Genomic DNA, 26,561 nt, shown 5'->3' on the forward strand with positions numbered 1-26,561 from the left:
TGAGACTGACATGAGCGATGCTGCGATGAAACTGGTGGTGGTTGGCGCGGCAGGGCGCATGGGGCAGACGCTGATCCGGCTCATTCATACCATCGAGGGCGCCACGCTGCATGCGGCGGTGGAACGCAGCGGTTCGCCCTTTATCGGCAAGGATGCCGGCGAGATCGCCGGTCTCGGCCCGACCGGCATCATCATCGGCGACGATCCGCTCCAGGCCTTCCTCAACGCCGAGGGCGTGCTCGACTTCACCTCGCCGGCCGCGACAGTGGAATTTTCGGGGCTCGCCGCGCAGGCCCGCATCGTCCATGTCGTCGGCACCACAGGCTGCTCGGACGACGACAATGCCAGGATCGCTGCTGCGGCCCGCCATGCCCGCATCGTCAAATCAGGCAATATGAGCCTCGGGGTCAATCTGCTCAGCGTGCTCGCCGAACAGGCTGCGCGGGCGCTCGAGCCTGATGACTGGGATATCGAAATCCTGGAAATGCACCACAAGCACAAGGTGGATGCGCCGTCCGGCACCGCCCTTTTGCTCGGCGAGGCCGCGGCCAAGGGGCGCAATATCGATCTCGCCTCGAAATCAGTCCGCGTACGCGACGGTCATACGGGCGCCCGGCAAGCCGGCACGATCGGCTTTGCGACGCTGCGCGGCGGCTCCGTCATCGGCGAGCATTCGGTGCTTTTCGCCGGCGAAGGCGAGATCGTCACCCTGTCGCACAGCGCTGCCGACCGCTCGATCTTTGCGCGCGGCGCTATCAAGGCGGCGCTGTGGGCGCGCGACAAGAAGCCGGGTCTCTATTCCATGCTCGACGTGCTCGGGCTTTCTTCCCAATAACGACATATCGGAGGCATATTCATGAGCGGAACCCTCGTCCTCGTTCGCCACGGCCAGAGTGACTGGAACCTGAAGAATCTCTTCACCGGCTGGAAGGATCCCGATCTGACGGCGCTCGGCATCGAGGAAGCCAATGCCGGCGGCAAGGCGCTAGCCGAATACGGCATCAAATTCGACGTCGCCTATACCTCGGTGCTGGTGCGCGCGCAGCACACGCTGAAGCTCATCCTCGACAATGTCGGTCAGCCCGATCTCCCGACGATCCGCGACCAGGCGCTGAACGAGCGCGATTACGGCGACCTTTCCGGGCTCAACAAGGACGATGCGCGTGCCAAATGGGGTGAGGAACAGGTGCACATCTGGCGCCGTTCTTATGACGTACCGCCGCCCGGCGGCGAGAGCCTGCGCGATACCGGCGCCCGCGTCTGGCCCTATTACCTCACCGAAATCCTGCCCCGCGTGCTAAACGGCGAGAAGGTACTGGTTGCCGCACACGGCAATTCACTGCGCTCGTTGGTCATGGTGCTCGACAAGCTGACCAAGGAAGGCGTGCTTGCCCTCAACCTCGCGACCGGCGTTCCCATGGTCTACAAGCTGAAGGCGGATTCCACCGTCGCGTCGAAGGAAGTGCTCGGCGACATGTCCGGCGCGCACTGAATTCTGTCGTCCGTGCCAGCCGGAATCGGCTGGCACCTCATGTCTCAATTCTCGATGGTGAACTGTACCCGGTCGGCCGCAAACCGGCTGATCGAATATTGCACCGGCACCCCCTCGAGATCGGTGTTCATCGCCTTGGCGATCAGCAGGATCGCGCCGGGCGTCAGCTCCAGCTCGGCCAGATCGGCCGTGTTCGCATGGGCGGCCGTCACTTCGGTGGTCGCGCGGACATAATCCGGCAGGCCAAGTTCGGCGAAAGCCTTGGTGATCGATTCGTGCTTGCGGTAGGCCTCGCCGATCCCGGCGAAACGTTCGGCGGGAAACCAGCTCGTCGCCTTTGACACCGGCCGCCTGTCGGCATGGCGCAATGTTTCCAGGCGGATCACCCGTTCTCCCTGCTTCAGGCCCAGCCAGCGAGCGACTTCGGCGCTCGCCTCCTCCTGCGCCTCATCGAGCAGAAGGCTGCGCATCTCGCGCGCCTGGTCGCCGATGCCTGACGTGAAGCGGGTGCGCCGGGTGATCGGGAAATTCAGCCGTTCCTTGCGCTCGATCAGCGTGCCGCGACCTTGCACCGCGCGAACGATGCCTTCCTGCGCCAAGGCCGCCAAGGCGCTGCGCACCGTGTGGCGGTTGACGCCGAATTGCAGCGCCAGCACCGTTTCGGGCGGCACCATTCCGGTTTCGTCATAGGCTCCGTTGCCGATCGCCTCACGGATCCGGTCGGCGATCTGGCGCCAGAGCGCCACGCCGGTCTGTCTTTGCACCTGCTTCAATCCCGCCATTCCGGCCCCATTTCCCGCGCCCGATGTCACACGCTTGTCACGACATCGATTTAAGCGTAGGTATATCTTGTATAGTTGTCTATATCAATAGACATTTTAAGGAAGCGGCGATGATATCAGCGGACAGGACAGACGCTGCGTCACAGACGGCATCCGGGCGCAAACGCGCCGCCGATCTGCTGGCGCGAGCGGAACGAAGCGAACTCTGGGCGGTTTGGGATGCCTTGCCGGAAAAACCCGCGGCGCATCCGGTGCGCGGGCCAGAGACCGGGCTGGTGATGGTGCGCGGCCGCATTGGCGGGGGCGGCGCGCCCTTCAACCTCGGCGAAGTGACGGTGACGCGGGCAACAGTTCGGCTCGACTCCGGCTCGGTCGGTCATGCGCAGGCGCTCGGCACCGACCGGGAAAAGGCCCGGCTTGCAGCGATCTTCGACGCACTCTGGCAGGATGAGGCGACCAAGGATTTCGTCGAACGGGCGCTGCTTTTGCCGATCGCCGGACGGATCGCCGCTACTGAGCGCCGCAAGGCGGAGGAGACGGCGGCGACCCGCGTCGATTTCTTCACCATGGTCAGGGGAGACAACTGATGGGCCTGAAGACGGAAGCCCTGACCGGCGGCTTTGCCGAGCCGGTCTTCCATGCCCAGAGCGTCTTCAAGATGCTGATGGACGGCATCGCCCGCCCCGGCACGATCCAGACCGTTCAGCCCGATATCGCACCGCCTGTGCCGCTCGGCAGCGCCGCCGGCGCGATCGCGCTCACGCTTTGTGACCACGACACGCCCGTCTGGCTGTCCCAGGGGCTGGCGAAATCCGCCGTGCCGGAGTGGCTCGGCTTCCACACCGGCGCGCCGCTCACCACTGAGAAGGCCGAGGCGCGCTTCGCTTTCACCGAGGCCGGCACCGCGCTTTGCCCCTTCAGCCTCTTCGCCTCAGGCACGCAGGAATATCCCGACCGCTCGACGACGCTCATTATCCAGCTCCCCGAACTCGAGGGTGGGCGCCGGCTGGCGCTGATTGGCCCCGGCATCCAGACTGTGACGGAGATCGCGCCTGTCGGCCTGCCGGAGACCTTTCTGCGGCTCTGGACGGAGAACCGCGCGCTCTTTCCGCGCGGAATCGACATCGTGCTGACATCGGTGACACGTTTTCTCTGCCTGCCGCGCACCACCAAGATCACAGCAACGGAGATCTGAGCTCATGTATGTTGCCGTCAAGGGTGGCGAGGCCGCCATCGCCAATGCCCACCGCCTGCTTGCCGACCGCCGCCGCGGCGACCGTTCGCTGCCGGCGATCGGTATCGACCAGATCGTCGCGCAGCTGGCGCTCGCCGTCGACCGGGTGATGGCCGAGGCCTCGCTTTTCGACCGGAGGCTCGCGGCCCTTGCCGTGCGCCAGTCGCGCGGCGATATGATCGAGGCGATCTTCCTGCTGCGCGCCTACCGCACGACGCTGCCGCGCTTCGGCTATTCCAGGCCGCTCGACACGGCTGATATGACGATCGAACGGCGGATTTCGGCGACCTACAAGGATCTGCCGGGCGGCCAGCTTCTTGGGCCGACCTTCGATTATACGCACCGGCTGCTCGATCCGTCGCTGCTTGCCGACGAGGCGGTCGCGGCGCCTGTCCAGCGCGCCGCCGAGACCGGCCGCGTCATGCGCGTCTCCGAAATTCTCGGCGAGGAAGGCCTGATCGAGGCCGATGGCGACATGCCTGAGGATCACGAGATCGGCGATCTGACCCGCGAGCCGATGGAATTCCCGATGACCCGCGATCTGCGCCTGCAGGCGCTCGCCCGCGGCGACGAAGGCTTCCTGCTGGCGCTCGGTTATTCCACCCAGCGCGGCTATGGCCGCAACCACCCCTTCACCGGGGAAATCCGCATCGGCGAGGTCGAGGTGGAATTCGACGTGCCGGAACTCGGTTTTGCCGTCTCGCTCGGCGTCATCCAGGTCACCGAATGCCAGATGGTCAATCAGTTCAAGGGCTCAGCCAAGGCGCCGCCGCAATTCACCCGCGGCTACGGCCTGGTTTTCGGCCAGAGCGAGCGCAAGGCGATGGCGATGTCGCTGGTCGATCGCGCGCTTCGCGCCGAAGAGCTCGGCGAGGATATCACCGCGCCAGCGCAGGACGAGGAATTCGTCATCTCGCACTCCGACAACGTGCAGGCGACCGGCTTCGTCGAGCACTTGAAGCTGCCGCATTATGTGGACTTCCAGGCCGAACTCGATCTCGTCCGCCGCATGCGCCGCGAATTCGAAGCCGCCCGCAATGCCGGCGAAGACATGAAGGAAGCCGCCGAATGAGCGATCTCGCCAGCTACAACTTCGCCTATCTCGACGAACAGACCAAGCGGATGATCCGCCGCGCCATCCTGAAGGCGATCGCCATCCCCGGCTATCAGGTGCCCTTCGCCAGCAGAGAAATGCCGATGCCCTATGGCTGGGGCACCGGCGGCGTGCAGGTGACGGCCTCGATCATCGGACCGGACGACGTGCTGAAGGTCATCGACCAGGGTGCCGACGACACGACCAATGCCGTTTCCATCCGCGCTTTCTTCCAGAAGGTCGCCAATGTCGCGGTGACGACGCATACAGGCGAGGCAACAATCATCCAGACGCGCCACCGCATTCCCGAGGAAAAGCTCAAGGCCGGCCAGGTGCTCGTCTACCAGGTGCCTATCCCCGAGCCGCTGCGCTTCCTCGAGCCGCGCGAGACCGAGACGCGCAAAATGCATGCGCTTGAGGAATACGGCCTCATGCACGTGAAACTCTATGAAGATATCGCCCATAACGGCCGGATCTCCAGGACCTACGCCTATCCGGTGAAGGTGCACGGCCGCTACGTGATGGACCCGTCGCCGACGCCGAAATTCGACAATCCGAAGATGCACATGTCGGAGGCGCTGCAGCTCTTCGGCGCCGGACGCGAGAAGCGCATCTATGCGGTTCCGCCCTATGCCGACGTCGTCAGCCTGGATTTCGAGGACTATCCCTTCGACATCCAGCGCTTCGACAAGCCCTGCGCCCTCTGCGGCGCTGAGGATGTCTATCTCGACGAAGTGGTTCTCGACGACAAGGGCGGGCGCATGTTCGTCTGCTCCGACACCGATCATTGCGAAGACCGTCGCGCGCACGGGCATGCCGGCGAAATGCTGGCCCGGGAGGCTGCAGAATGAGCGATATCCCGCTTCTCAAAGTCCATGACGTTTCGAAATTCTACGGCAACCGCATCGGCTGCCGCGACGTCTCCTTCGAGCTCTGGCCGGGCGAAGTGCTTGCCATCGTCGGCGAGTCCGGCTCCGGCAAGACGACGCTGCTGAACTGCCTCTCCACCCGACTGCTGCCGAGCACCGGCAGCGTCGAATATCACATGCGCGACGGCAGCTACCGCGATCTCTACCGCATGAACGAGGCCGAGCGGCGCTTCCTGATGCGCACCGACTGGGGCTTCGTGCACCAGAATCCGGCCGACGGTCTGCGCATGGCGGTGTCGGCCGGCGCCAATGTCGGCGAACGGCTGATGGCGATCGGCGACCGGCATTACGGCAGGATTCGCGCCTCGGCGATCGACTGGCTGGAACGGGTCGAGATCGACGCCGACCGCATCGACGACCAGCCGCGCGCCTTTTCCGGCGGCATGCGCCAGCGCCTGCAGATCGCCCGCAACCTCGTCACCGGGCCGCGCCTCGTCTTCATGGACGAACCCACAGGCGGCCTCGATGTCTCGGTGCAGGCGCGCCTGCTCGATCTGGTGCGCGGTCTCGTCAACGATCTCGGTCTCTCGGCGATCATCGTCACCCACGATCTCGCCGTCGCCCGGCTTCTGTCGCACCGGATGATGGTGATGAAGGACGGCTACGTCATCGAACACGGGCTCACCGACCGGGTGCTCGACGATCCGCGCGAACCCTACACGCAGCTGCTGGTCTCCTCGATCCTGCAGGTCTGAGCACTACTGCAGGTCCAAAACCAGGAAGAAGACATCATGCCAACGCCCCTCGTCGTTTCCGAAGTCTCGAAAAGCTTCACCATGCACCTGCGCGACGGCATCAGGCTGCCCGTCGTTTCCAATGTCGCCTTCTCGGTCGCCTCAGGCGAATGCGTCGTGCTCGGCGGCCCCTCGGGCGTCGGCAAGAGCTCGCTGCTGAAGATGATCTACGGCAATTACGCCATAGATACCGGCCAGATCCTCATCCGCCACGATGAGCGCATCGTCGATCTCGCCGCCGCCGATCCGCGCACCATGCTCCACGTGCGGCGCCATACGCTCGGTTACGTCAGCCAGTTCCTGCGCACCGTGCCGCGCGTGGCGGCAATCGACGTGGTCGCCGAACCGCTCGTGGCGCGCGGCGAAGACGCCGTCGCGGCTCGGGAAAAGGCCGGCGCTCTGCTTGCCAGGCTCAACCTGCCGGAGGCGCTCTGGCAGCTTCCGCCCGCCACCTTCTCCGGCGGCGAGCAACAGCGTGTCAACATCGCCCGCGGCTTCATCACCGGGCACACGATCCTGCTTCTCGACGAACCCACAGCTTCGCTCGACGCGAGGAACCGCGCCGTCGTCGTCGGCATGATCGAGGAGAAAAAGCAGGCGGGCGTCGCGCTTCTCGGCATTTTCCACGACGAGGAAGTGCGCGAAGCCGTCGCCGACCGCATCCTCGACGTCCAGCTTTTCTCCCCCGGAAAGATCGCCGCATGAGCCGCAAGCTGGGTATCGAGCCCTATATCCATGAGACGGCCTCCGTCAGCGATTCCAGCTTCGGGCGCTTTACGGAGGTCTCCGAGCGCTGCCGCATCAGCGAGGCGACCTTCGGCGACTATTCCTACATCATGCAGGATGGCTCCGTCTGGTGCGCGACGATCGGCAAGTTCGTCAATATCGCCGCCGCCGTGCGCATCAACGCCACCAACCATCCGACCTGGCGCGCGACGCTGCATCATTTCACCTATCGCGCCGCCGACTACTGGCCGGACGGCGACATGGAGGAGGACTTCTTCGCCTGGCGGCGCGCAAACCGCGTTACGATCGGCAATGACGTCTGGATCGGCCATGGAGCGACCATTCTGCCGGGCGTCAGTGTCGGCAACGGCGCGGTGATCGGCGCCGGCGCCGTCGTCTCGAAGGACGTCGCGGCCTACTCGATCGTCGGCGGCGTGCCGGCCAAACCAATCCGAGAGCGGTTTTCGAAAGCGGTCGGCGAACGCCTGGACAGGCTTTCCTGGTGGGACTGGGAGCACGACCGGCTGCGCCTGGCGCTGCAGGATTTCCGCAACCTGAGCGCAGAAGATTTCCTGGTCCGCTACGGCGGCTAAACTTGCGATTTAGGCACGGAGAATTGTGACACGAACTACACAAATATGACATTTGAGGTTCATCAAGCGGGACTAATGCGATGCTGACCGAGGCCTGGAGCGCAAGGGAAGAGCATGATGTTCGAGCTGAAGGATGTCACCCGTCGTTTCGGAAACAAGCTCGCCGTTGATACCGTCACGCTCGCCATTCCCCAGGGTCAGATGGTCGGCATCATCGGCCGCTCCGGTGCCGGCAAGTCGACGCTCTTGCGCATGATCAACCGGCTTCAGGAGCCGAGTTCCGGCTCCATCCATTTCGCCGGCGTCGAGGTTTCCGGGCTTCGCGGCGGGGCGCTGCGCAACTGGCAGCGCGACTGCGCGATGATCTTCCAGCAGTTCAACCTGGTGCCGCGCCTCGATGTTCTCACCAATGTCATGCTCGGCCGCCTCAATCACCGCCCGACACTTCTCAGCCTGCTCAACATCTTCACCCGCGAGGAACGTGTGCACGCGATTGCGGCGCTCGAACGCCTCGGCATCGAGCAGACGGCGCTGCAGGCCGCCGGTACGCTTTCCGGCGGCCAGCAGCAGCGCGTGGCGATTGCGCGGGCGCTGATGCAGAACCCGAAGATGGTGCTTGCCGACGAGCCGATCGCCTCGCTCGATCCGCTCAACGCCAAGATCGTCATGGATGCGCTGCGCGATATCAACGAGCGCGAGGGCATCACCGTCATCACCAACCTTCATACGCTCGATACCGCCCGCAACTATTGTGAGCGCATCGTCGGCATGGCCGGCGGTCGCGTCGTCTTCGACGGCAAGCCATCGGAGCTGACCGCTGAGGCGGTGAGGGCAATCTACGGGACGGGAAAGGATGGCACCGGCATCGACGAAACGATGACCTCGACATCGATCAATCCAGCGCCCGAGCGGGCAGACAATCAATCCGCCGGCACCCAGCCGCTGGCGCTGGCCGGCCTCTGAGCGAGGCGGCCGCGATCGACCGCCCGCGTCAAGGGCACACTTCTTCGTAACGGAAGGCCGGGGACACCGGTCAATAGGAGAGACATATGTTGAAGAAAGCACTCTTTGCAGCAACGGCGCTCTTCGCGCTCGCCGGCGGCGCCCATGCAGCTGATCTCAAGGAATTCCGCATCGGCATCCTCGGCGGCGAGAACGAAACCGACCGCCTGCGCAACTACGCCTGCCTTGCCGACCATCTGAAGCAGGAATTCGGCTTCGAGAAGGTATCGCTGTTCCCGGCCGCCGATTATGACGGCGTTATCCAGGGCCTGCTCGGCGGCACGCTCGACTTTGCCGAACTCGGCGCTTCCGGCTATGCGGCCGTCTACATCAAGGATCCGAAGGCGGTGACGCCGATCCTGACGACGCAGCAGAAAGACGGTTCGACCGGCTACCACTCGATCGGCCTGGCGCTGAAATCATCAGGCATCAAGACCATCAAGGACGCCAAGGGCAAGAAACTCGGCTACGCCGATCCGGATTCCACCTCCGGCTATCTCGTGCCGCTGACGCAGATCCCGAAGGACACGGGCATGCCGAACGACAAGTTCTTCGCCTCGACGCAGTTCAATGGCGGCCATGAGAACAACCTTCTCGCCGCCTATGACGGCAAGGTCGACGTCGCCGTCGACGACTCGTCCGGCATCGGCGATTTCAAGGACGGCTACACCTCCGGCACCTTCCGCAAGGAAGTCGACAAGGGCGCCGTCGATCCGAACAAGCTGGTCGAAGTCTGGCGCTCGCCGCTGATCCCGAACGGCCCGCTCGTCGTTCGCAACGCTCTCGGTGAGGACTGGCAGACGAAGCTCGCAGCCTTCTTCACGGCGCTGCCGGAGAAGGATCACAAGTGCTTCGCCGCTATCGAAGGCGGCGACTACAAGGGTTACGCCCCTGTGAAGCACGAGTTCTACAACACCGTCGTCGAAGTCCGTAAGGCTGCCATTGGCGGCTGATCGGTCTTCTGAATGCAGGGCGGCCGGAAACGGCCGCCCTTTCTTCGTAACGGGCGAGGCGTCCATGACTGTTGCCGAGATACAGCCACACATGCAGAGCACCAGGGAGATCCGCACCGCCTGGGAACGGATGGTCGCCAGGCGCCGTTTCTACACCGTGCTCGGCCTGGTGATCCTCATCGCGGCTTTCGCAAGTTCCGTCCGCTTCGCCGACGAGAGCAATGCCGGCCATTTCTTCGACCGCCTGCCGCATCTTTTCGACTTCCTGAGCTGGCTCATTCCCAAGGACTGGAACGACGTCTGGTGCGCGCTGTTCGACATAGCGAGCGTCAACGACAAGGGCGGCGAGGAATTCAACTTCGACAAGGGCCGTGTCTATATCTCGGGCGCCTTCTACATTCCCGAATATTTCGAGCTGATGATCGTCACCATCAACGTGGCGCTGCTTTCGACGCTCATCGCCTTCGTCTTTGCCGTTCCGTTGAGCTTCTTTGCCGCGCGCAACCTGACGCGTTCCTGGCCGCTGCGCATCTTCACCAAGCGCCTGATGGAATTTCTGCGCGCCTTCCCCGAGATCGTCATTGCCGGCCTGTTTTCGGCAATCCTGTCGATCGGGCCGGTCGCCGCCATCATCGCCATCACCCTGCACACAACAGGCGCGCTCGGCAAACTCTTCTACGAGGTGGCCGAGAATATCGACATGAAGCCGCATGAGGGCATGAAAGCGGTCGGTGCCAACTGGTGGGAGCGCGTTCGCTTCGCGGCGCTGCCGCAAGTGCTGCCGAATTTCACCTCCTATGCGCTGCTGCGGCTCGAGATCAACGTGCGCGCCTCGACCATCATCGGCGCCGTCGGCGGCGGCGGCATCGGCGAGGAGCTGAAGCTGTCGATCTCGCGCGGCTTCGGCGCCAAGACGATGGCGCTCGTTCTGCTGCTGTTCGTGACGATCGTCGCCGTCGACCAGTTCTCCGCATGGCTGCGCCGCCGCCTCGTCGGCGAGCACGCCTTCCTCCTGCAACATTGAGGCTGCCATGACGGTGATCGACGCAAACCGCATGAACGAAATCGAAGCGCGCTATCCGGAATATTTCCACCGGTCGTTCCGCCAGCGTTTCGGCGGGCTGATGATCCTGATCGCGACGCTGCTCTACAGCCTCTATGCCGTCTGGTTCTTCGACCTGCCCAAGCTTTTCGCCGAAGCCCATTGGGAGCGCGTCGGCATCTATCTCAGCCAATGGGTGAGCTATGACGTTCAGCCGGAATTCCGCATCCAGGACAACGGCTCGATCGAGGTGCGTTATCCGCGTTTCTCGCCGCTCGGCGACAATCCGCATCCGGACTGGCTGGTCGACAATCCCGATGGCAGCATCACCGTTTCGATCAGCGGCGTCAGCCGCACCGTCACCGTGTCGAAGAGCCAGACGATCGTCACCGCGCATGGCATCAGCGTCCCCGTCAAGGTCACGAGCGGTGCGCTTGAGGTGGTCGGACCGGTGCCCGGCTGGATGACCGTCTATGACGACAATGTGCTTGCCGATCTCGGCTTTGCCGGCAATGTCAGCATCTCCGTCGCCCGGGTGAAAATCCGCAAGCGTTTCATCGGCTGGGCGAATTTCATCTTCGACACGCAATCCTTCTTCTTCGACAAGCCGGCTGGCGAGGTCGTCAGCCTCATCGTCTCCGGACCGCGCATCAAGCCCGACCAGTCCAACCTGTCGCTCGCCTTCGACGACATCTGGAACAACAGCGAATGGCAGCATGGCGACGTCTGGACCAAGCTTTTCCAGACGATCGTCATGGCATTCCTCGGAACGCTGCTGGGGTCGCTTGCCGCTTTCCCGCTCGCCTTCCTGGCGGCGCGCAACATCACGCCGAACCGGCTGCTCAATCAGATCCTCAAGCGCTTCTTCGATTTCCTGCGTTCGGTCGACATGCTGATCTGGGCGCTGTTCCTGACCCGCGCTTTCGGCCCCGGCCCGCTGGCGGGCAGCGGCGCAATCTTCCTCACCGAGACCGGCACGCTCGGCAAGCTCTATTCCGAAGGGCTGGAGAATATCGACAACAAGCCACGGGAAGGCATCCAATCGACCGGCGCTCAGACCGTGCTCGTCCATCGTTACGGCATTATGCCGCAGATCGTTCCCGTCATCGTCAGCCAGACGCTCTACCAGTGGGAATCGAATGTGCGTGGTGCCACCATCATCGGCGCCGTCGGCGCGGGCGGCATCGGCCTCAAACTCTGGGAGGCGATGCGCACCAACGCCAACTGGGAAAACGTCGCCTATATGGTCATCCTCATCCTGATCGTCGTCTTCATTTTCGACGCCGCCTCGAACGCGCTGCGCCACCGGCTGATGGGCACGAAAGCCCACTGATCCATCCGCTGGAAAGGCCGTGGCGGCGCTGCCGCCATCATCATTCTGTCACGGAAATCTTTTAGCCGGGAACCTGCTTGCGGTTCGCCGCCAAATCACTGCACATTGCGCTCCCCGTTTCGACGATCCCCAGGATAAAAGCCTTGCGCTACGCTCTCTATTTCTCGCCGCCGAAGGATGATCCCCTGACCGGCGCGGCCTCGCTCTGGCTCGGCCGCGATGCCTTTGCCGGCAAGACCTATGCTGCGCCTGATGATGCGCAGCTCGGTGCCGCAGAGCAGTTCGAGCTGACCGCCGACCCGCGCCGCTACGGCTTTCACGCGACGATCAAGGCGCCGTTTTCGCTCGCCGCCACCGTCACCGAGAAGGATCTCATGGCTGTCGTCGAGGAGTTTGCCGCGCGCACTGAAGCCTTCGAGATTCCCGAGCTCGTGCTCGGTCAGCTCGGCCGTTTTTTTGCCCTCGTTCCCGGTTCTCTTCATCAACCTCTTCAGGATTTCGCCTCGAAGGTGGTAAAGTCCTTCGAACCGTTCCGCGCAGCGCTTACCGAGGCCGATATGGCGCGGCGCAACCCGGAGAAGCTCAGCGACAGCCAGCGCGCCAATCTGCAGCGCTGGGGTTATCCTTATGTCATGGAGGATTTCGGCTTCCACATGACGCTCACCGGCCAGGTGCCCGAGACACGCGCCGCGGTGATGAAAGCCATTCTGACCGAGCGTTTTGCCGATTTCACCGGCCGGCCGCTTTCGATTTCCGGCCTTGCCGTCTTCACCGAGGAGACTCGCGGCGCCCCGTTCAAAGTTCATTCCTGGTTGCCGCTTTCCGGCGCCAAAAGCTGAAAGACCCGACGAGATGAGCAGAGAGACCGTGTTTTCCAACGCCCGCATCGTTCTCGAGGATGACATCCTCGCGGGCTCGATTGTCATTCGCGACGGCAAGATCGCCGATATTTCCGAAGGCAACTCGGTAGCCGGCGAAGATTTCGAAGGCGATTACATCATTCCCGGCCTCGTCGAGCTGCATACCGACCACCTCGAAGGCCATTATCAGCCGCGTCCCGGCATCCGCTGGAACAAGACGGCCGCAGTCCAGGCGCATGACGCCCAGATCGTCACCTCCGGCATCACCACGGTGTTCGACTGCCTGCGCATGGGGGCTGACGAGGACGGCGGCTTCGAACACGGCGAGATGCGCGAGATGGCCGACGCCATCCAGTCGGCGGAGAAGGAAGGCCGGCTGCGCGCCGAACATCTCCTCCACCTGCGCTGCGAGGTTTCGGCCGACAATGTGCTCGAACATTTCGCCGATTTCGAAAAGGACCGGCATGTGCGGCTGGTCTCGCTGATGGATCATGCGCCCGGCCAGCGGCAGTTCCAGACGATGGATCAATATATCTTCTACTATCAGAAGAAGCGGGGCCTGAGCGACGAGGCCTTCGCCCGTTTCGTCGCCAAGCGTCAGGCAGAATCGGCGCGCAACTCGACGCCGCATCGCAACGCCATCGCCAAGGTCTGCGCCGAGCGCGGCATCACCGTCGCAAGCCATGACGATGCGACGCTCTCACATGTCGACGAGGCGATCGACAACGGCGTGCGGCTTGCCGAATTCCCGACCAGCTTCGATGCCGCCCGCGCCTCGCACGAACATGGCATGAGCGTGCTGATGGGCGCGCCGAACATCGTGCGCGGCAAGTCCCATTCCGGCAATATCGCCGCCCGCGACCTCGCCGAGATGGGCGTGCTCGACGTGCTGTCCTCCGATTACGTGCCGCTCAGCCTGCTGCATGCGCCCTTCATCCTCGCCGACGAGGTCGAGAGCATCACCCTGCCGAAGGCGATCGCCATGGTGACGTCGACGCCGGCGCGCACCGTCAGCCTCGATGATCGCGGCCGGATCGCCACCGGGCTGCGCGCCGATCTCGTCCGCGTCCACCGTTCGCATGGCGTGCCGGTGACACGCTCCGTCTGGCGCCAAGGACGCCGTGTCGCATGAGCCCGTACGAACCCCATCCTGGAGCCGGAGCCGAGCGCGGCATCATGGTCGTCGTCGTCGGGCCGAGCGGCGCCGGCAAGGACACGCTGATGAACCTTGCAGCGCGGCATTTCGCCGGCCGCGCCGACGTTCATTTCACCCGCCGCGTCATCACCCGCCACCGCGACGCCGGCGGCGAGGACCATCTTTCCGTCTCCCTCCAAGGGTTTGCCGCCATGGAGCAGTCGGGCTCCTTCGCCGTCTGGTGGGAGGCGCATGGCTTGAAATACGGTATTCCGGCCGAGGTCTCGGTGGCGTTGTCGCGCGGCCATGTCGTCGTCGCCAATGGTTCACGCTCGGCGCTTCACCGTTTCCAGGCGGCTTTCCCGCGGCTCAAGGTGATCAACGTCACCGCTCGTCCGGAAGTGCTCGCCAGCCGGCTGGAGGCGCGCGGGCGCGAGACGCACGAGGATATCATGGCCAGACTTGCCCGCGGGCCGCTGACGGTGCGCGGCGACTACGACGTGGCGGAGCTCGACAATAGCGGCTCGCTCGAAGAGGCCAAGCAGAAGATGGTCACGATCCTCGACGGGCTGCTCGCCGAGGTACATTGACCGCAATTGAGAGGAAGGGCATGCGCGCCGTCAAAGTGGTCGACTATGATCCCTCATGGCCGCAGCTCTTTGCTGAAATCAGCGCCGAAATCTCCATCCTGCTCGGCAATCTCGTGCTGTCCATCGACCATATCGGCAGCACGTCGGTGCCCGGCCTCGCCGCCAAGCCGAAGATCGACCTCGATGTCGTGACGATTTCCGATGACATTCTGCCGATGGCGATTGAAGCGGTGCGCGCTGCCGATTTTGTCTTCCACGGCGATCGGGGAGAGAAACGCTGGGCCTTCACCCGGGATCACGAAGCTTATGGTTTCAAGCTCTATCTTTGCAGCCGCGGTAATCGCGCCCATCAGGAGCGCATCTTGTTTCGCGACTATCTTCGGGATCACCCCGATAGGGCCGCGGCCTATGCCGATCTCAAACGCCGCCTTGCTGTTGAAGCAGACGGTGATTGGGAGTTCTACACCGGCGGAAAGACCGAGTTCGTCGGCGAGACGCTGCGATTGGCAAACCTATCACCTATTGGCGTGGATGACCGCTTTCATGGGCGGCGTGCCCCCCGGTGGTTTCAGTGATCGACTGTTGCAGCCATGCCCGGAAACGCGCCGATGTCACCTCATTCCAACGCTCCCGGGGTCCGACCAAATAATAGCCGCCGAGCCGGACATCGGTTTCGAGCAATTCGACGAGCCGCCCGGCACGCAAGTCGTCGGCGGCGATCAGGCGGGTGGCCAGCGCTATTCCTTGGCCTGCCACCGCCGCGTCGACCGTCAGATTGGCTGACCACAGCCGAGGACCGTTCAAGGTCACTTCATGCTCGAAGCCAGCCTTGCGAAACCATTGCCGCCACTGATCGCGGCTTTCCTCGTGAATCAGCGGCTGTCGCACCAGATCGTCAAGGGTCCGTATCGGCGCGTTTCGGCTGATCCATTCGGGGCTGGTGACCGGAAACATGCGCGGCCTTTCCAGCAGGATCCAGCGGACATTCCCCCTTGGTTCCTCGGAATAGCGGATGTCGACATCGGCCTCATAACGGCTGAAATCCGGCTCGAGATCGGTCGCACGCATCACGAAATCGATGCCGGGCAAGGCAAGCTGGAGCTGGTTGAAACGCGGCGTCAGCCACCGTGTCGCAAAACCGGGCACGCACCAGATGCGCAAGACCGTGCGGTTGACTGCCGGACGCAGTTCCGCCGTCGACTGGGCAATGAGGTCGAAAGCCGCCCCCACCGTCTCGGCAAAAACTCTGCCTTCCGCCGTCAGCCTGATGCCGCGCGGGCCGGCATCGACAAGCCGCGTGCCAAACCAGGCTTCGAGATTGCGGACGTGACGGGATATGACGGTGTGACTGAGATTGAGATCGTCGGCAGCTCTCCGCATCGATCCCAGGCGACTGACCGCCTCGAAGGCACGCACCATGGAAAGCGGCGGCAAACGTCCGCGTTTCGGAACACCTTCCTGTTCATCCGCCGATGATTTCCCTCTGCGCAATCCTGTCTCCCAGAACGGATATTGGTTCTGCCAAACCAAAATCGGAATGCCGTCTACATCTTCATATGCCATGGAATGGGCAATTTTGGCGTAACGAAGAGTGGTGCACGGTGGTGCATAGAATGCACCACACATCTGGTGACTGGCAATCGCGTTTTCCGCCCTTCGCAAGCGAAAACATCAAATTTGCCGGCGGCGCGACCACTTGCCGGAGGAGACTGATCGGGAGCGGTGCATCCATGTGTCCTCCGCGGTCAACAAAAAGCGCCTTTCCGCCCCGCAGGACATTCGCCAGCATTGCCCGCAACACGCCGCTCCACCTCGGAGATGACACCACGGCAAAGTCCGCAGACGCCGGCTTTGCCCATCCCTTGCGAGCGGCCGCGATTGCCAACGATCCCCACAGATCATGGCTGTCAACCGGCGTCAGACGGACGCTCAACAAACAGGGGAAGCGAATGACATTCAAAAACACTTCGACGATTGCGGCTCTCGGCCTGCTGTCGCTGGCGCTCGCCGCGGGACCGGGCGTGGCCCGGGATCTGACCATAGCGTCCTGGGGCGGGAACTTTCAGGATGCGCAGCGAGAGATCTATTTCAAGCCGTTCTCCAAGGTGACCGGCAAGCCTCTGCTCGACGAAGGCTGGGACGGCGGCATCGGCGTCCTTCAGTCAAAGGTCAAGGCAGGCAATCCGTCCTGGGATGCCGTGGAGGTCGAAGCCGATGAGCTCTCGCTCGGCTGCGCCGACGGGCTTTTTGAGAAAGTGGACTGGAACAAGCTTGGGGGCAAGGATGCGTTTCTGCCTTCCGCGGTGAGTGATTGCGGCGTCGGCGCCATCGTCTGGTCGACCGCCATCGCCTATGACGGTGCCAAGATTGCCGATGGCCCCAAATCCTGGGCCGATTTCTGGGACGTGAAGAAATTTCCCGGCAAGCGCGCCCTGCGCAAGGGACCGAAATACACGCTCGAATTCGCGCTGATGGCCGACGGCGTGCCGGCGGACAAGGTTTACGACGTCCTGGCGACGCCTGAGGGCATCGACCGCGCCTTCGCCAAGCTTGACGCGTTGAAACCGCACCTTGTCTGGTGGACCTCGGGCGCGCAGCCGCTGCAACTGCTTGCTTCCGGCGAAGTGGCCATGACCAGTGCCTATAATGGCCGCATCACCGGCATCAACCGTTCCGAGGGCCGGCAGTTCAAAGTTGTCTGGCCGGGCAGCATCTATGCCGTGGATAGCTGGGTCGTTCTGAAGGGCGCCGAAAACAAGGATGCTGCCTTTGACTTCATCGCCTTCGCCAGCAAACCGGAAAACCAGGCAAAACTGCCGCAATATATTGCCTACGGTCTCCCGAACAAGGAAGCCGGCAAGAGCTTGCCGGCGGAACAACTGGCCGACCTGCCCACCACCCAAGCCAACATGCAGGAGGCAGTCAGCCTTGATACGGATTTCTGGATCGACAATTCGGAAGCGCTGACCAAAAGATTCGACGCCTGGCTGGCACAATAACCGACGGAATATCGCCCCCGTGGGATCGCTTCTGCCGATCGACCCGTGGGGGCTTCCGCACGTCTTCGTCACTTCGCTCCCCGGGAGCCGACAATCCGAACGGAGGGCCATCATGGCTGCGCCGCGCATACGCTTTGAAAGAATCTCAAAATCCTTTGGCCTGCACCAGGTCGTCAAAGACCTGTCGCTCGACATCGAGAGGGGCGAGTTCGTCAGCCTTCTGGGACCGTCGGGTTCGGGTAAGACGACTTTGCTGATGATGCTGGCGGGTTTCGAAAACCCGACCGCCGGCGGCATTTTTCTCGACGGCCGCCGCATCGACCACCTGCCTCCGCATCGGCGCGAGATGGGCGTCGTTTTCCAGAATTATGCGCTCTTTCCGCATATGTCGATCGCCGACAACATCGCCTTTCCTCTGAGGATGCGCGGTGTCGGGCGCAGCGAGATCGACGAGCGCGTGAAACGCGCCCTCGATATGGTGCAACTGTCGGCCATGAGCAGCCGGAAGCCTGCCCAGCTTTCCGGCGGTCAGCAGCAGCGGGTGGCGCTTGCCCGCTCCCTGGTATTCGAGCCAGCGGTCGTGCTGATGGACGAGCCGCTTGGGGCACTGGACAAACAGTTGCGCGAACAGATGCAACTCGATATCCGCGCCCTTCACAAGCGGCTGGAACTGACCGTGGTGTTCGTGACTCATGATCAATCCGAGGCACTGACCATGTCGGACCGGATTGCGGTCTTCAACCACGGCAACATCGAGCAGATCGGTTCGCCGCGTGATATTTACGACCGACCGCAGACACGTGTCGTCGCCGAATTCATCGGCGAAACCAATCTGATAGAAGGAACGGTCAGGGTGGCGGGCACGGCCGGCACTTCGGTCGAGATCGCCGACGGACGGCATGTGATCGTGCCTGGCAGTAATTCCCTCACCGTCGGAAGCCGCGTCCACATTTCCGTTCGCCCCGAGCGCATTTCACTGGCGGCCGGCGGCATCGGCGTGGCGGCGAACGCCCTGCCGGCGAAAATACTCGACAGCGTCTATCAGGGCGACCACCTGCGGGTGCAGCTCGATGAGGATGCCTTCCGCTTCGTCGTGCGGACGGACATGCGATCGGCGGAGTGGCCGGTCGGAGCCGAGGTGGTGGCGCATTTCACGCCTGATGACTGCTGGGTGATCGCAGCATGAGTGCTTTCCGTCGACACAGCGGCACCTTTGCCCTCATTCTTCCCCTGACCCTGTTCCTGGGTGTCTTCTTCATCTGGCCGCTTCTGACCGTGCTGGAGCAGGCGGTGTCCGATCCGGTCGTCAGTCAAAACCTGCCGCGGACGACAGCGGCGATTTCGGCCTGGGCTCTTCCCTCCGAACCCTCCGACGAAATGCGGACTGCCCTTGTCGACGATCTGAAATCGCTCGATGACGACCAGAAGCTGGGAGAGGTGGTTCGAAGACTGAACAGCGCCCAGCCGGGCTTCCGCACGCTGATGCGAAAGACCGTCGCAGCCGTGAGAGACAGCACCGGGCCGATAAGCCTCGCAGAGATCGACGCCCGATGGAACGATGTTGCCTTCTGGCGGGCAATCGCCGAAGCGACCTATCCATATACCGATCGCAACCTGCTTGCCGCAGTCGATCTTCAGCATGACGCATCAGGGGCGATCGTGGCGATGCCGGCCGGAGAGTCCGCCAATCAGGCGATTCTTCTGAGAACATTCGCCGTGGCCGCCGTCGTGACCCTGACGACCTGTCTCATCGGCCTGCCCTACGCGATGCTGGCCGCCGCCTTGAGCGGCTGGCGGCGACAGCTCCTGCTTGCCGCGGTGCTGCTGCCGCTGTGGACATCGCTGCTGGTGCGCACCGCGGCCTGGTACATCCTCCTTCAGGATAAGGGGCTCATCAACTCCCTCCTCGTGTCGCTCGGCCTTCTCGACAGTCCCTTGCCGCTTCTTTTCAACCGGACGGGTGTCGTCATCGCCATGACGCATGTGTTGCTGCCCTTCATGGTTCTGCCAATCTACAGCGTCCTCATCGCAATCCCGCGAAATCTGATGCCGGCGGCAGCCTCTCTTGGCGCGCAGCCGATCCGGGCCTTTCTGCATATCCTGCTGCCTCTGGCCCTGCGCGGCATAGCCTCCGGCGGACTGCTCGTCTTCATGGCAGCGCTCGGTTACTACATCACACCGGCGCTCATCGGCGGACCAAAGGACCAGATGATCAGTTCGGTGATTGCCTTCTACGCCACCGGCTCGGCCAATTGGGGCATGGCCGGTGCGCTCGGTATGGTGCTGCTCGCCGTGACGATCGTGCTCTACGGCGTTTATGGCCGGCTATCCATGAAGACGACGGGGGCGTGACATGACAATTCGATTGCTAAAATTTCTGTTCGGCGCGGCAACGGTCATTTTTCTGCTGGCTCCGCTTTTGGCGATCCTTCCGATCGCATTTACCTCCAGCAGCTTCCTGGCCTATCCCATTCCGTCTTTTTCGGATCGCTGGTTTGCGGAACTGGCAACCGAGGACGCCTGGCGACGGTCGATCGTCAACAGCTTGCTGATCGGTGCGGGGACCACCTTGCTTTCCACCATGCTCGGCATTCTGGCCGCACTGGCATTGCGCAGGCGCGTTGTTTTTGCCGCGGCGCTGAGGACGATATTCCTCCTGCCGATGGTCGTTCCCGCCGTGGTGCTCGGCGTGGGGCTGCAGATCCTGTTTGCCGGCCTCGGATTTCCAAACACTTTTGCAGCCGTCATCGTGGCGCATACGGTTGTCGCCGTGCCTTTTGTGCTGGTCAGCATCACCGCCTCGCTTGAGGGCATCGACTATCGGACCGAGCGCGCGGCCGCGAGTCTCGGGGCTTCTCCGGCAAAAGTCTTCTGGAAAGTGACGCTGCCGCTTGCCATGCCCGGCGTCCTTTCCGGCGCGGTGCTTGCCTTTGCGACATCGCTTGATGAAGTCGTGCTGACGCTGTTTGTCGCTGGACCAAACCAGTTGACGCTTGCGCGCCAGATGTTCTCGTCAATTCGCGAAAACATCAGCCCCGCCATCGTGGCCGCAGCATTTCTGTTTATCGTCGGGACGATCTTTCTCGGAGGCCTGCTCGCGGTGGTGCACAAACGCGCCGCCCGATCTGCGGCCCCAGCCTGAGGCCAGGGCCGTACGTCCTTCGAGGCGCCGACGGCTCCCGTTACTCGCCGTCACCCCGACCGGACACGATCTCGCGCTTGCCGACATGGTTGGCCGGCCCGACCAGGCCTTCCTTTTCCATGCGCTCGACCAAGGAGGCGGCTCTGTTGTAACCGATGCCGAGGCGGCGCTGGATGTAGGAGGTCGAGCACTTCTTGTCGCGCATGACGACCTTCACTGCCTGCTCGTAGAGCTCGTTTCCATCCTCGGAGGCCATGGCGCTCTTGTCGAAGACGGCGCCGGCCTCTTCCTCTTCGGGCTCGTCCTCTTCGTCGGCGGTGACGGTGTCGAGATATTCGGGGCGGCCCTGGGTCTTCAGATGGGCAACGACCTTTTCGACCTCGGTATCCGAGACGAAAGGACCGTGGACGCGGGAAATCCGCCCGCCCCCTTGCATATGCAGCATATCGCCCTGGCCGAGCAGTTGCTCGGCGCCCTGCTCGCCGAGGATGGTGCGGCTGTCGATCTTCGAGGTCACCTGGAAGGAAATGCGGGTCGGGAAATTCGCCTTGATCGTGCCGGTGATGACGTCGACCGAGGGACGCTGTGTCGCCATGATCAGATGAATGCCGGCGGCACGCGCCATCTGCGCCAGACGCTGGATCGCGCCTTCAATCTCCTTGCCGGCGACCATCATCAGATCGGCCATTTCGTCGACGATGACGACGATATAGGGCATCGGCGTCAGGTCCAGCGCCTGGTTTTCCTCGATCGGGGCGCCGGTGCCCTTGTCGAAGCCGACCTGGACCATGACATGAATGGTCTCGCCCTTGTCGCGGGCCTGCGCCACGCGGTCGTTGTAACCGTCGATATTGCGCACGCCGAGGCGCGACATCTTGCGGTAACGCTCCTCCATCTCGCGCACCGCCCATTTCAGCGCCATCACCGCCTTCTTCGGATCGGTGACGACGGGCGTCAGGAGATGCGGGATACCGTCATAGACGGAGAGTTCGAGCATCTTCGGATCGACCATGATCAGCCGGCACTGTTCCGGCGTCATGCGGTAGAGCAGCGACAGGATCATCGTGTTGATGGCGACCGACTTGCCGGAGCCGGTGGTGCCGGCGACCAGCAGATGCGGCATCTTGGCGAGCTCGGCAATGACAGGCTCGCCGCCGATGGTCTTGCCGAGGCCGAGCGCCAGCTTATAGCCGCTCTTCTCGAAATCCTGGCTCTCGATCATTTCGCGGAAATAGACCGTTTCGCGGGTGACATTCGGCAATTCGATGCCGATGACGTTGCGGCCGGGCACGACGGCGACACGGGCCGAAAGCGCCGACATCGAGCGGGCGATGTCGTCGGCAAGCCCGATGACCCGCGACGATTTCACGCCCGGCGCCGGCTCGAATTCATAAAGGGTGACGACCGGGCCGGGGCGGACATGGATGATCTCGCCCTTGATGCCGAAATCTTCAAGCACACTTTCCAGAAGCCCGGCATTCTGCTCCAGCGTCTCCTGCGACATGATCTCGCCGAGCCGTTCCGGCGGCTCCTGCAGCAGGGCGCGCGGCGGGAATTCATAGCCGGAGGCGTCGATCCTTTCGGGTCTTGCCGCCAGACGCGGCGACGGGAGAACCGCGGCGACAGGCGGCGTGCGCTGGGGCGCCGGTGCGGTCTGAGGGGCTGACACCGCGTGAAGGGCGGGCGCCGCCTGAGGCGCGGGAGCAATCGGAGAGTTCAGCGCAGGCGGAGGGGCCGGCACAACAGGGATCTCGACGGGGATGCGCCTCGGCCGTTCAAGGGATATGGCGGCCGGAGGGCGCGGGGCGGGCTTCGCGGAGACTGCAGCGGAAGGCGGAACCGGGCGGGAGGCGACGGGAGCGGGGGCCGGCCGGCCGGGGCGCCATTCCATGATGCGGAACAGCGATGTGATCGATTCGGGCGCCGTCTCGGCCTTGGGGAACGAGATCACGGCAGGCGCGCGAACCGGCTCGGCCTCTTCGAAGGCCATGACTTCCCAGAAGGCGAAATCGGAAATGGAGGAAAGCTCGGCGGAGGCGCGGAAAGCAGGCGCGACCGGCTCGTCGGGAACGGCTGGCGGCTGCAGTTCGATCATGTCAGGTGCTGCGGGAAGTTCATCCGGCTCCGGCAGATAGATATCGAAGGGCACGTCGACGGCGACCGGCTCGATCCGTATCGCCTGCTGTCCAATCTGCGAATCATCGCGAACGGGCTCATCCGGCGCCCGCCGCTTGCTGATCAGCGTTTCCGGCGTGCGGGTAAAACGGACGTTCGGCGCGAGGGAAAAATTGCTCTGCCAGATCGGCGCCGCCGGTTTTTCTCCCGGATCTACCGCCGGAAGTTCCGTTTCAATCCCGCTGGAAAAGTCCCCGGCGTCCGTCAAATTGGTTCTGGGAAAACGCATGCGTCCGCTACTCACTCATGCCTAACAAATTACGACCGTACCGGGATAGAAAAGGAAGGTTAATAAGTTCCTTCCCGCCGTATCGTTCCGATACGGCTCCCGTCGCTAAATCGCTGCGATTTCAGTGAGTTGAATTAAGCGGAAAAATCTTTGCCAATTTTGTGGAAACGAGGCTAATGGGCCTCGTCCCAATTGCTGGCGGCACGCGCGTCGACCCTCAGCGGCACGCGCATTTCGAGCGCCGGCATGGTGGCGTTTTCCATCACAGAGACGATGATGGGCATCGCCTTTTCGACATCCTCGTCCTCGACTTCGAAAATGAGTTCGTCATGGACCTGGAGCAGCATGCGGACGCGCTCGCCAAGACCGACTTCAACAAGCGCCGGCTCCATCCTGATCATCGCCCGGCGGATGACGTCGGCGGCCGAGCCCTGGATCGGCGCGTTGATCGCGGCGCGCTCGTTGAAGGCGCGCACCGACGGGTTGGAAGAGCGGATTTCGGGGTAGTTGATTCGCCGGCCGAAAATCGTTTCGACATAACCCTTGTCGCGCGCCATCGCCTTGCGGCTTTCCATATAGTCGCGGATTCCGGGGAAACGCTCGAAATACTTCTTAATGTAGTCGCCGGCTTCCGAACGCTCGATCGATAGCTGGTTGGCAAGGCCGAAGGCCGAGATGCCGTAGATGATGCCGAAATTGATCGCCTTGGCGCGGCGGCGCACCTCGCCAGGCATGCCTTCGACGGGCACGCCGAACATTTCCGAGGCGGTCATGGCGTGGATGTCGACGCCATCCTCGAACGCCTTGGTCAGCTGCGGGATCTCGGCCACATGGGCAAGCACGCGCAATTCGATCTGGCTGTAGTCGGCGGAGATCAGCTTGTGGCCCGGCGTCGAGATAAAGGCGGTGCGGATCTTGCGGCCTTCGGCGGTACGCACCGGAATGTTCTGCAGGTTCGGCTCGGAGGAGGACAGGCGCCCCGTGGTCGTCGATGCCAGCGAATAGGAAGTGTGGACCCGCTTGGTCTGCGCGTGGACATAGCCGGGGAGCGCGTCGGTATAGGTGGATTTCAGCTTGGTGAGCTGGCGCCAGTCGACGATCTTGCGCGGCAGCTCGAAACCGGCGGCGGCCAGATCCTCGAGCACCTGCGCGGAGGTGGACCATTGCCCGGTCTTCGTCTTGCTGCCGCCGGCAAGGCCCATCTTGCCGAACAGGATATCGCCGAGCTGCTTCGGCGAGCCGATATTGAACCGCTCGCCGGCGAGCACATAGATCTCGTCTTCCAGGCGCGCGGCACCCTGGGCCAGCTCGCCGGACAGGCGCGACAGGATCTGCCGGTCGACGGTGATCCCCCGCGCTTCCATGCGCGCCAGAACCGGCAGCAGCGGCCGCTCCAGCCGTTCATAGACACTGGTCAATCCGGCCGCCGCCAGCCGCGGCTTCAGCACCAGCCAGAGCCGCAGCGTCACGTCGGCATCTTCGGCGGCATAATGGGTGGCGCGGTCGATATCGACGAGATCGAAGGTGACGTTCGCCTTGCCGCTGCCCGCCACATCCTTGTAGGGGATCGGCGTATGGCCGAGGAATTTTTCCGAGAGCGGGTCCATGCCATGGGCGCCGGTGCCGGCGTCGAGCACGTAGGAGATCAGCATCGTGTCGTCGAAACTCCTGGTCTCGATGCCGTAGCGCTGCATCAGCAGGTAGTCGTATTTGAGGTTCTGCGCGACCTTGAGAACCGCGCCGTCCTCCAGCAATGCCTTCAGCCGCGGCAGCGCATCGCGCATGGGGATCTGGTTGTCGGCAAGGCCGCCGCCGAGCAGATCGCCGACGCCGTTCTTGTGGGCGAGCGGTATATAGGCGGCGCGGATCTTCGTGCCGGTGGGATCGGCCGTATTGTCGGCGATCGCCAGCGAGAAGCCGACAAGCTCGGCCTGCATCGCATCCAGCGACGTCGTCTCGGTGTCGAAAGCAACGAGGCCGGTATCGCGCGCATCGGCGATCCACCGGTCGAGCGTGGCGAGATCGCGGATCGTCACATAGGCCGAATGATCGAAGGGCAGCGTCGCAAAGGCTTCGGCCCGCGCCTTGGCCAGATCGGCGGGCGAAAAGGCGCCTTCGACGGAAGCCTTGGCCTTCGCACGCGGCGGCACCGGTACCGATTCGCCCGAGACCTCGGGGATGCCGCCGGCAACCGGGGCCGGTTCGGCCGCATCGAGATCGGGGCCATGGGCAGCCTTGCCCCATTCGATGTTGACGATCGCCGGTTCGATGGCGTTGGCATCGCAATCGCAGACTTCGGCGACGCGGCGCGTCAGCGTCGTGAATTCCATCGTCTTGAGGAAGCCGATCAGCTTCGGGCCGTTCTGCGGTTCCAGCACCAGCGCATCGAGATCGAGGTCGAGCGGTACATCGGTGCGCAGCCGCACGAGGTCGCGCGAGAGTCTGGCCATATCGATATTGGCAAGGATCGTCTCGCGGCGCTTGACCTGCTTGATCTCGGTGGCGCGGTCGAGCAACGTATCGAGATCGCCGTATTCCTCGAGCAGCTGCGCGGCGGTTTTCGGGCCGATGCCGGGAATGCCGGGAACATTGTCGACGGAATCGCCGGTCATCGCCTGCAGGTCGATCATCTTTTCCGGCGGCACGCCCCATTTCTCGATGACATCGGGAATGCCGATCTGCTTGTCCTTCATGCTGTCATACATATGGACATTCGGGCTGACGAGCTGCATCAGGTCCTTGTCTGATGAGACGATAGTGACATCGGCGCCCGATGCCTCGGCCAGGCGCGCATAGGTGGCGATGATATCGTCGGCCTCGAAACCTTCGGTCTCGATGCAGGGCAGGTTGAAGGCACGGGTCGCCTCGCGGATCAGGCCGAACTGGGGAACGAGTTCTTCCGGCGGGGCTGAGCGGTTCGCCTTGTAAGCGTCGTAGAGATCCTTGCGGAACGTCTTGGCGGAATAATCGAAGATGACGGCAAGATGTGTCGGGGTGACGCCGACATCGGTATTGCGCGCATCCCTCAACAGCTTCCACAGCATGTTGCAGAAACCGGAAACGGCGCCGATCGGCAGGCCGTCGGTCTTGCGGGTCAGCGGTGGCAGTGCATGAAACGCCCGGAAGATGAATCCGGAACCGTCGACTAGGAAGAGGTGATCGCCTTTTTTCATGGGTGCATGGATAGCGCGGGCACGGGACGAGGTCCATATAAAGTTCGGCGGGCGAGGCGGAAGATTCCGCTCACCAAACTGTTACCGATTTGTAACGATCGCCCTCCCTTGAAAAACCACATTCGCAGGCACAAATCCATGTCACCGGCGCTTGATCGCGCCGCGGGTCTGATTACCGGCTTGTCCCCCGCCGCGTCAGGCTTGGACAAAGGCCTTATCCCCCTCTCCGGGCCTTTGTCCCCACTTTAAGGTCGCCATGGCCAACCTCCAGGCCATGGCGACTTTTGTTTTTCCAAGCCCTCGAAATTATCGTCGCCCCTCGCATATTTTGAAGTATCGCATGCG

25 protein-coding genes are annotated in these 26,561 nt (G+C 63.1%); 21 read left to right on the forward strand and 4 right to left on the reverse strand.

Annotation, left to right across the window (positions count from 1 at the left end; translation table 11 throughout):
• Positions 1–10 precede the first annotated feature (10 nt).
• Together dapB and AF337_RS04830 are read left to right on the forward strand one after the other, a co-directional pair.
• Entirely contained in the window at positions 11–835 is an 825-nt protein-coding gene (gene dapB / locus AF337_RS04825) for a 4-hydroxy-tetrahydrodipicolinate reductase (RefSeq protein WP_049731216.1), read from the forward strand.
• A 21-nt stretch (positions 836–856) separates the two neighbouring features.
• Complete coding sequence (locus AF337_RS04830) at positions 857–1,492, forward strand: 2,3-bisphosphoglycerate-dependent phosphoglycerate mutase (RefSeq protein WP_049731217.1); 636 nt, start codon at positions 857–859, stop codon at positions 1,490–1,492.
• A 44-nt stretch (positions 1,493–1,536) separates the two neighbouring features.
• On the opposite strand, the gene phnF is transcribed toward AF337_RS04830, so the two are convergent.
• Positions 1,537–2,274 carry a phosphonate metabolism transcriptional regulator PhnF gene (phnF, locus tag AF337_RS04835; protein WP_049731218.1) on the reverse strand — a complete coding sequence of 246 codons (738 nt, stop codon included), beginning with the start codon at positions 2,272–2,274 and terminating at the stop codon, positions 1,537–1,539.
• A gap of 110 nt (positions 2,275–2,384) precedes the next feature.
• Between phnF and phnG the strand changes: the two genes are divergently transcribed.
• From phnG to AF337_RS04910, 15 genes are all read left to right on the forward strand, one after another.
• Positions 2,385–2,861, forward strand: a complete 477-nt coding sequence (gene phnG, locus AF337_RS04840) for a phosphonate C-P lyase system protein PhnG (protein ID WP_049731219.1) — start codon at positions 2,385–2,387, stop codon at positions 2,859–2,861.
• Positions 2,861–3,469 carry a phosphonate C-P lyase system protein PhnH gene (gene phnH, locus AF337_RS04845; RefSeq protein ID WP_049731220.1) on the forward strand — a complete coding sequence of 203 codons (609 nt, stop codon included), beginning with the start codon at positions 2,861–2,863 and terminating at the stop codon, positions 3,467–3,469. Before phnG ends, phnH begins: the two co-directional genes overlap by 1 nt.
• Before the next feature lie 4 nt (positions 3,470–3,473).
• Positions 3,474–4,580, forward strand: a complete 1,107-nt coding sequence (locus AF337_RS04850) for a carbon-phosphorus lyase complex subunit (RefSeq protein WP_049731221.1) — start codon at positions 3,474–3,476, stop codon at positions 4,578–4,580.
• Entirely contained in the window at positions 4,577–5,452 is an 876-nt protein-coding gene (locus tag AF337_RS04855) for an alpha-D-ribose 1-methylphosphonate 5-phosphate C-P-lyase PhnJ (protein WP_049731222.1), read from the forward strand. The genes AF337_RS04850 and AF337_RS04855 overlap by 4 nt, the downstream gene beginning before the upstream one ends.
• Positions 5,449–6,225, forward strand: a complete 777-nt coding sequence (phnK, locus tag AF337_RS04860; RefSeq protein WP_049731223.1) for a phosphonate C-P lyase system protein PhnK — start codon at positions 5,449–5,451, stop codon at positions 6,223–6,225. Before AF337_RS04855 ends, phnK begins: the two co-directional genes overlap by 4 nt.
• A gap of 36 nt (positions 6,226–6,261) precedes the next feature.
• On the forward strand, positions 6,262–6,969 hold the full coding sequence (gene phnL, locus AF337_RS04865; RefSeq protein ID WP_049731224.1) for a phosphonate C-P lyase system protein PhnL: 708 nt from the start codon (positions 6,262–6,264) through the stop codon (positions 6,967–6,969).
• The gene (locus AF337_RS04870; RefSeq protein ID WP_049731225.1) at positions 6,966–7,583 is read left to right on the forward strand and encodes a DapH/DapD/GlmU-related protein; all 618 of its coding nucleotides are present in this window, start codon (positions 6,966–6,968) and stop codon (positions 7,581–7,583) included. Before phnL ends, AF337_RS04870 begins: the two co-directional genes overlap by 4 nt.
• Before the next feature lie 117 nt (positions 7,584–7,700).
• The gene (gene phnC / locus AF337_RS04875; protein ID WP_049731226.1) at positions 7,701–8,546 is read left to right on the forward strand and encodes a phosphonate ABC transporter ATP-binding protein; all 846 of its coding nucleotides are present in this window, start codon (positions 7,701–7,703) and stop codon (positions 8,544–8,546) included.
• Between the two features lie 86 nt (positions 8,547–8,632).
• Positions 8,633–9,538, forward strand: coding sequence for a phosphonate ABC transporter substrate-binding protein (gene phnD / locus AF337_RS04880; RefSeq protein ID WP_049731227.1), 906 nt, complete (start codon positions 8,633–8,635; stop codon positions 9,536–9,538).
• A 64-nt stretch (positions 9,539–9,602) separates the two neighbouring features.
• The gene (phnE, locus tag AF337_RS04885) at positions 9,603–10,562 is read left to right on the forward strand and encodes a phosphonate ABC transporter, permease protein PhnE (RefSeq protein ID WP_049731228.1); all 960 of its coding nucleotides are present in this window, start codon (positions 9,603–9,605) and stop codon (positions 10,560–10,562) included.
• Positions 10,563–10,569: 7 nt separating this feature from the next.
• A complete protein-coding gene (gene phnE, locus AF337_RS04890; RefSeq protein WP_049731229.1) occupies positions 10,570–11,913 on the forward strand; it encodes a phosphonate ABC transporter, permease protein PhnE in 1,344 nt (447 codons plus the stop codon).
• 143 nt (positions 11,914–12,056) lie between these two features.
• On the forward strand, positions 12,057–12,752 hold the full coding sequence (locus tag AF337_RS04895) for a DUF1045 domain-containing protein (RefSeq protein ID WP_049731230.1): 696 nt from the start codon (positions 12,057–12,059) through the stop codon (positions 12,750–12,752).
• A 13-nt stretch (positions 12,753–12,765) separates the two neighbouring features.
• Positions 12,766–13,905 carry an alpha-D-ribose 1-methylphosphonate 5-triphosphate diphosphatase gene (locus tag AF337_RS04900; RefSeq protein ID WP_049731231.1) on the forward strand — a complete coding sequence of 380 codons (1,140 nt, stop codon included), beginning with the start codon at positions 12,766–12,768 and terminating at the stop codon, positions 13,903–13,905.
• Positions 13,902–14,498, forward strand: coding sequence for a phosphonate metabolism protein/1,5-bisphosphokinase (PRPP-forming) PhnN (gene phnN, locus AF337_RS04905; protein ID WP_049731232.1), 597 nt, complete (start codon positions 13,902–13,904; stop codon positions 14,496–14,498). The genes AF337_RS04900 and phnN overlap by 4 nt, the downstream gene beginning before the upstream one ends.
• A gap of 20 nt (positions 14,499–14,518) precedes the next feature.
• Complete coding sequence (locus AF337_RS04910; protein ID WP_049731233.1) at positions 14,519–15,073, forward strand: GrpB family protein; 555 nt, start codon at positions 14,519–14,521, stop codon at positions 15,071–15,073.
• On the opposite strand, the gene AF337_RS04915 is transcribed toward AF337_RS04910, so the two are convergent.
• Positions 15,018–15,989 carry a LysR substrate-binding domain-containing protein gene (locus tag AF337_RS04915; protein WP_244471185.1) on the reverse strand — a complete coding sequence of 324 codons (972 nt, stop codon included), beginning with the start codon at positions 15,987–15,989 and terminating at the stop codon, positions 15,018–15,020. The genes AF337_RS04910 and AF337_RS04915 overlap by 56 nt on opposite strands.
• A gap of 458 nt (positions 15,990–16,447) precedes the next feature.
• Here AF337_RS04915 and AF337_RS04920 point away from each other — a divergent pair, with 458 nt between their 5' ends.
• From AF337_RS04920 to AF337_RS04935, 4 genes are all read left to right on the forward strand, one after another.
• On the forward strand, positions 16,448–17,497 hold the full coding sequence (locus tag AF337_RS04920; protein WP_049731235.1) for an ABC transporter substrate-binding protein: 1,050 nt from the start codon (positions 16,448–16,450) through the stop codon (positions 17,495–17,497).
• Between the two features lie 112 nt (positions 17,498–17,609).
• Positions 17,610–18,683: an ABC transporter ATP-binding protein gene (locus AF337_RS04925; RefSeq protein WP_049731236.1), complete on the forward strand. Its 1,074-nt coding sequence runs from the start codon at positions 17,610–17,612 to the stop codon at positions 18,681–18,683.
• Positions 18,680–19,849 carry an ABC transporter permease gene (locus AF337_RS04930; protein ID WP_049731237.1) on the forward strand — a complete coding sequence of 390 codons (1,170 nt, stop codon included), beginning with the start codon at positions 18,680–18,682 and terminating at the stop codon, positions 19,847–19,849. The genes AF337_RS04925 and AF337_RS04930 overlap by 4 nt, the downstream gene beginning before the upstream one ends.
• Position 19,850: 1 nt before the next feature.
• Positions 19,851–20,639: an ABC transporter permease gene (locus AF337_RS04935; RefSeq protein WP_049731238.1), complete on the forward strand. Its 789-nt coding sequence runs from the start codon at positions 19,851–19,853 to the stop codon at positions 20,637–20,639.
• Positions 20,640–20,679: 40 nt separating this feature from the next.
• Here AF337_RS04935 and AF337_RS04940 read toward each other — a convergent pair whose 3' ends face one another.
• Positions 20,680–23,043 (reverse strand): DNA translocase FtsK, encoded by a 2,364-nt coding sequence (locus AF337_RS04940; RefSeq protein ID WP_049731239.1) that lies wholly within the window; start codon positions 23,041–23,043, stop codon positions 20,680–20,682.
• Between the two features lie 173 nt (positions 23,044–23,216).
• Positions 23,217–26,216, reverse strand: a complete 3,000-nt coding sequence (gene polA, locus AF337_RS04945) for a DNA polymerase I (protein WP_049731240.1) — start codon at positions 26,214–26,216, stop codon at positions 23,217–23,219.
• Positions 26,217–26,561: the final 345 nt, after the last annotated feature.

The organism is Rhizobium ecuadorense (assembly GCF_001187535.1).
Taxonomy (GTDB): domain Bacteria; phylum Pseudomonadota; class Alphaproteobacteria; order Rhizobiales; family Rhizobiaceae; genus Rhizobium; species Rhizobium ecuadorense.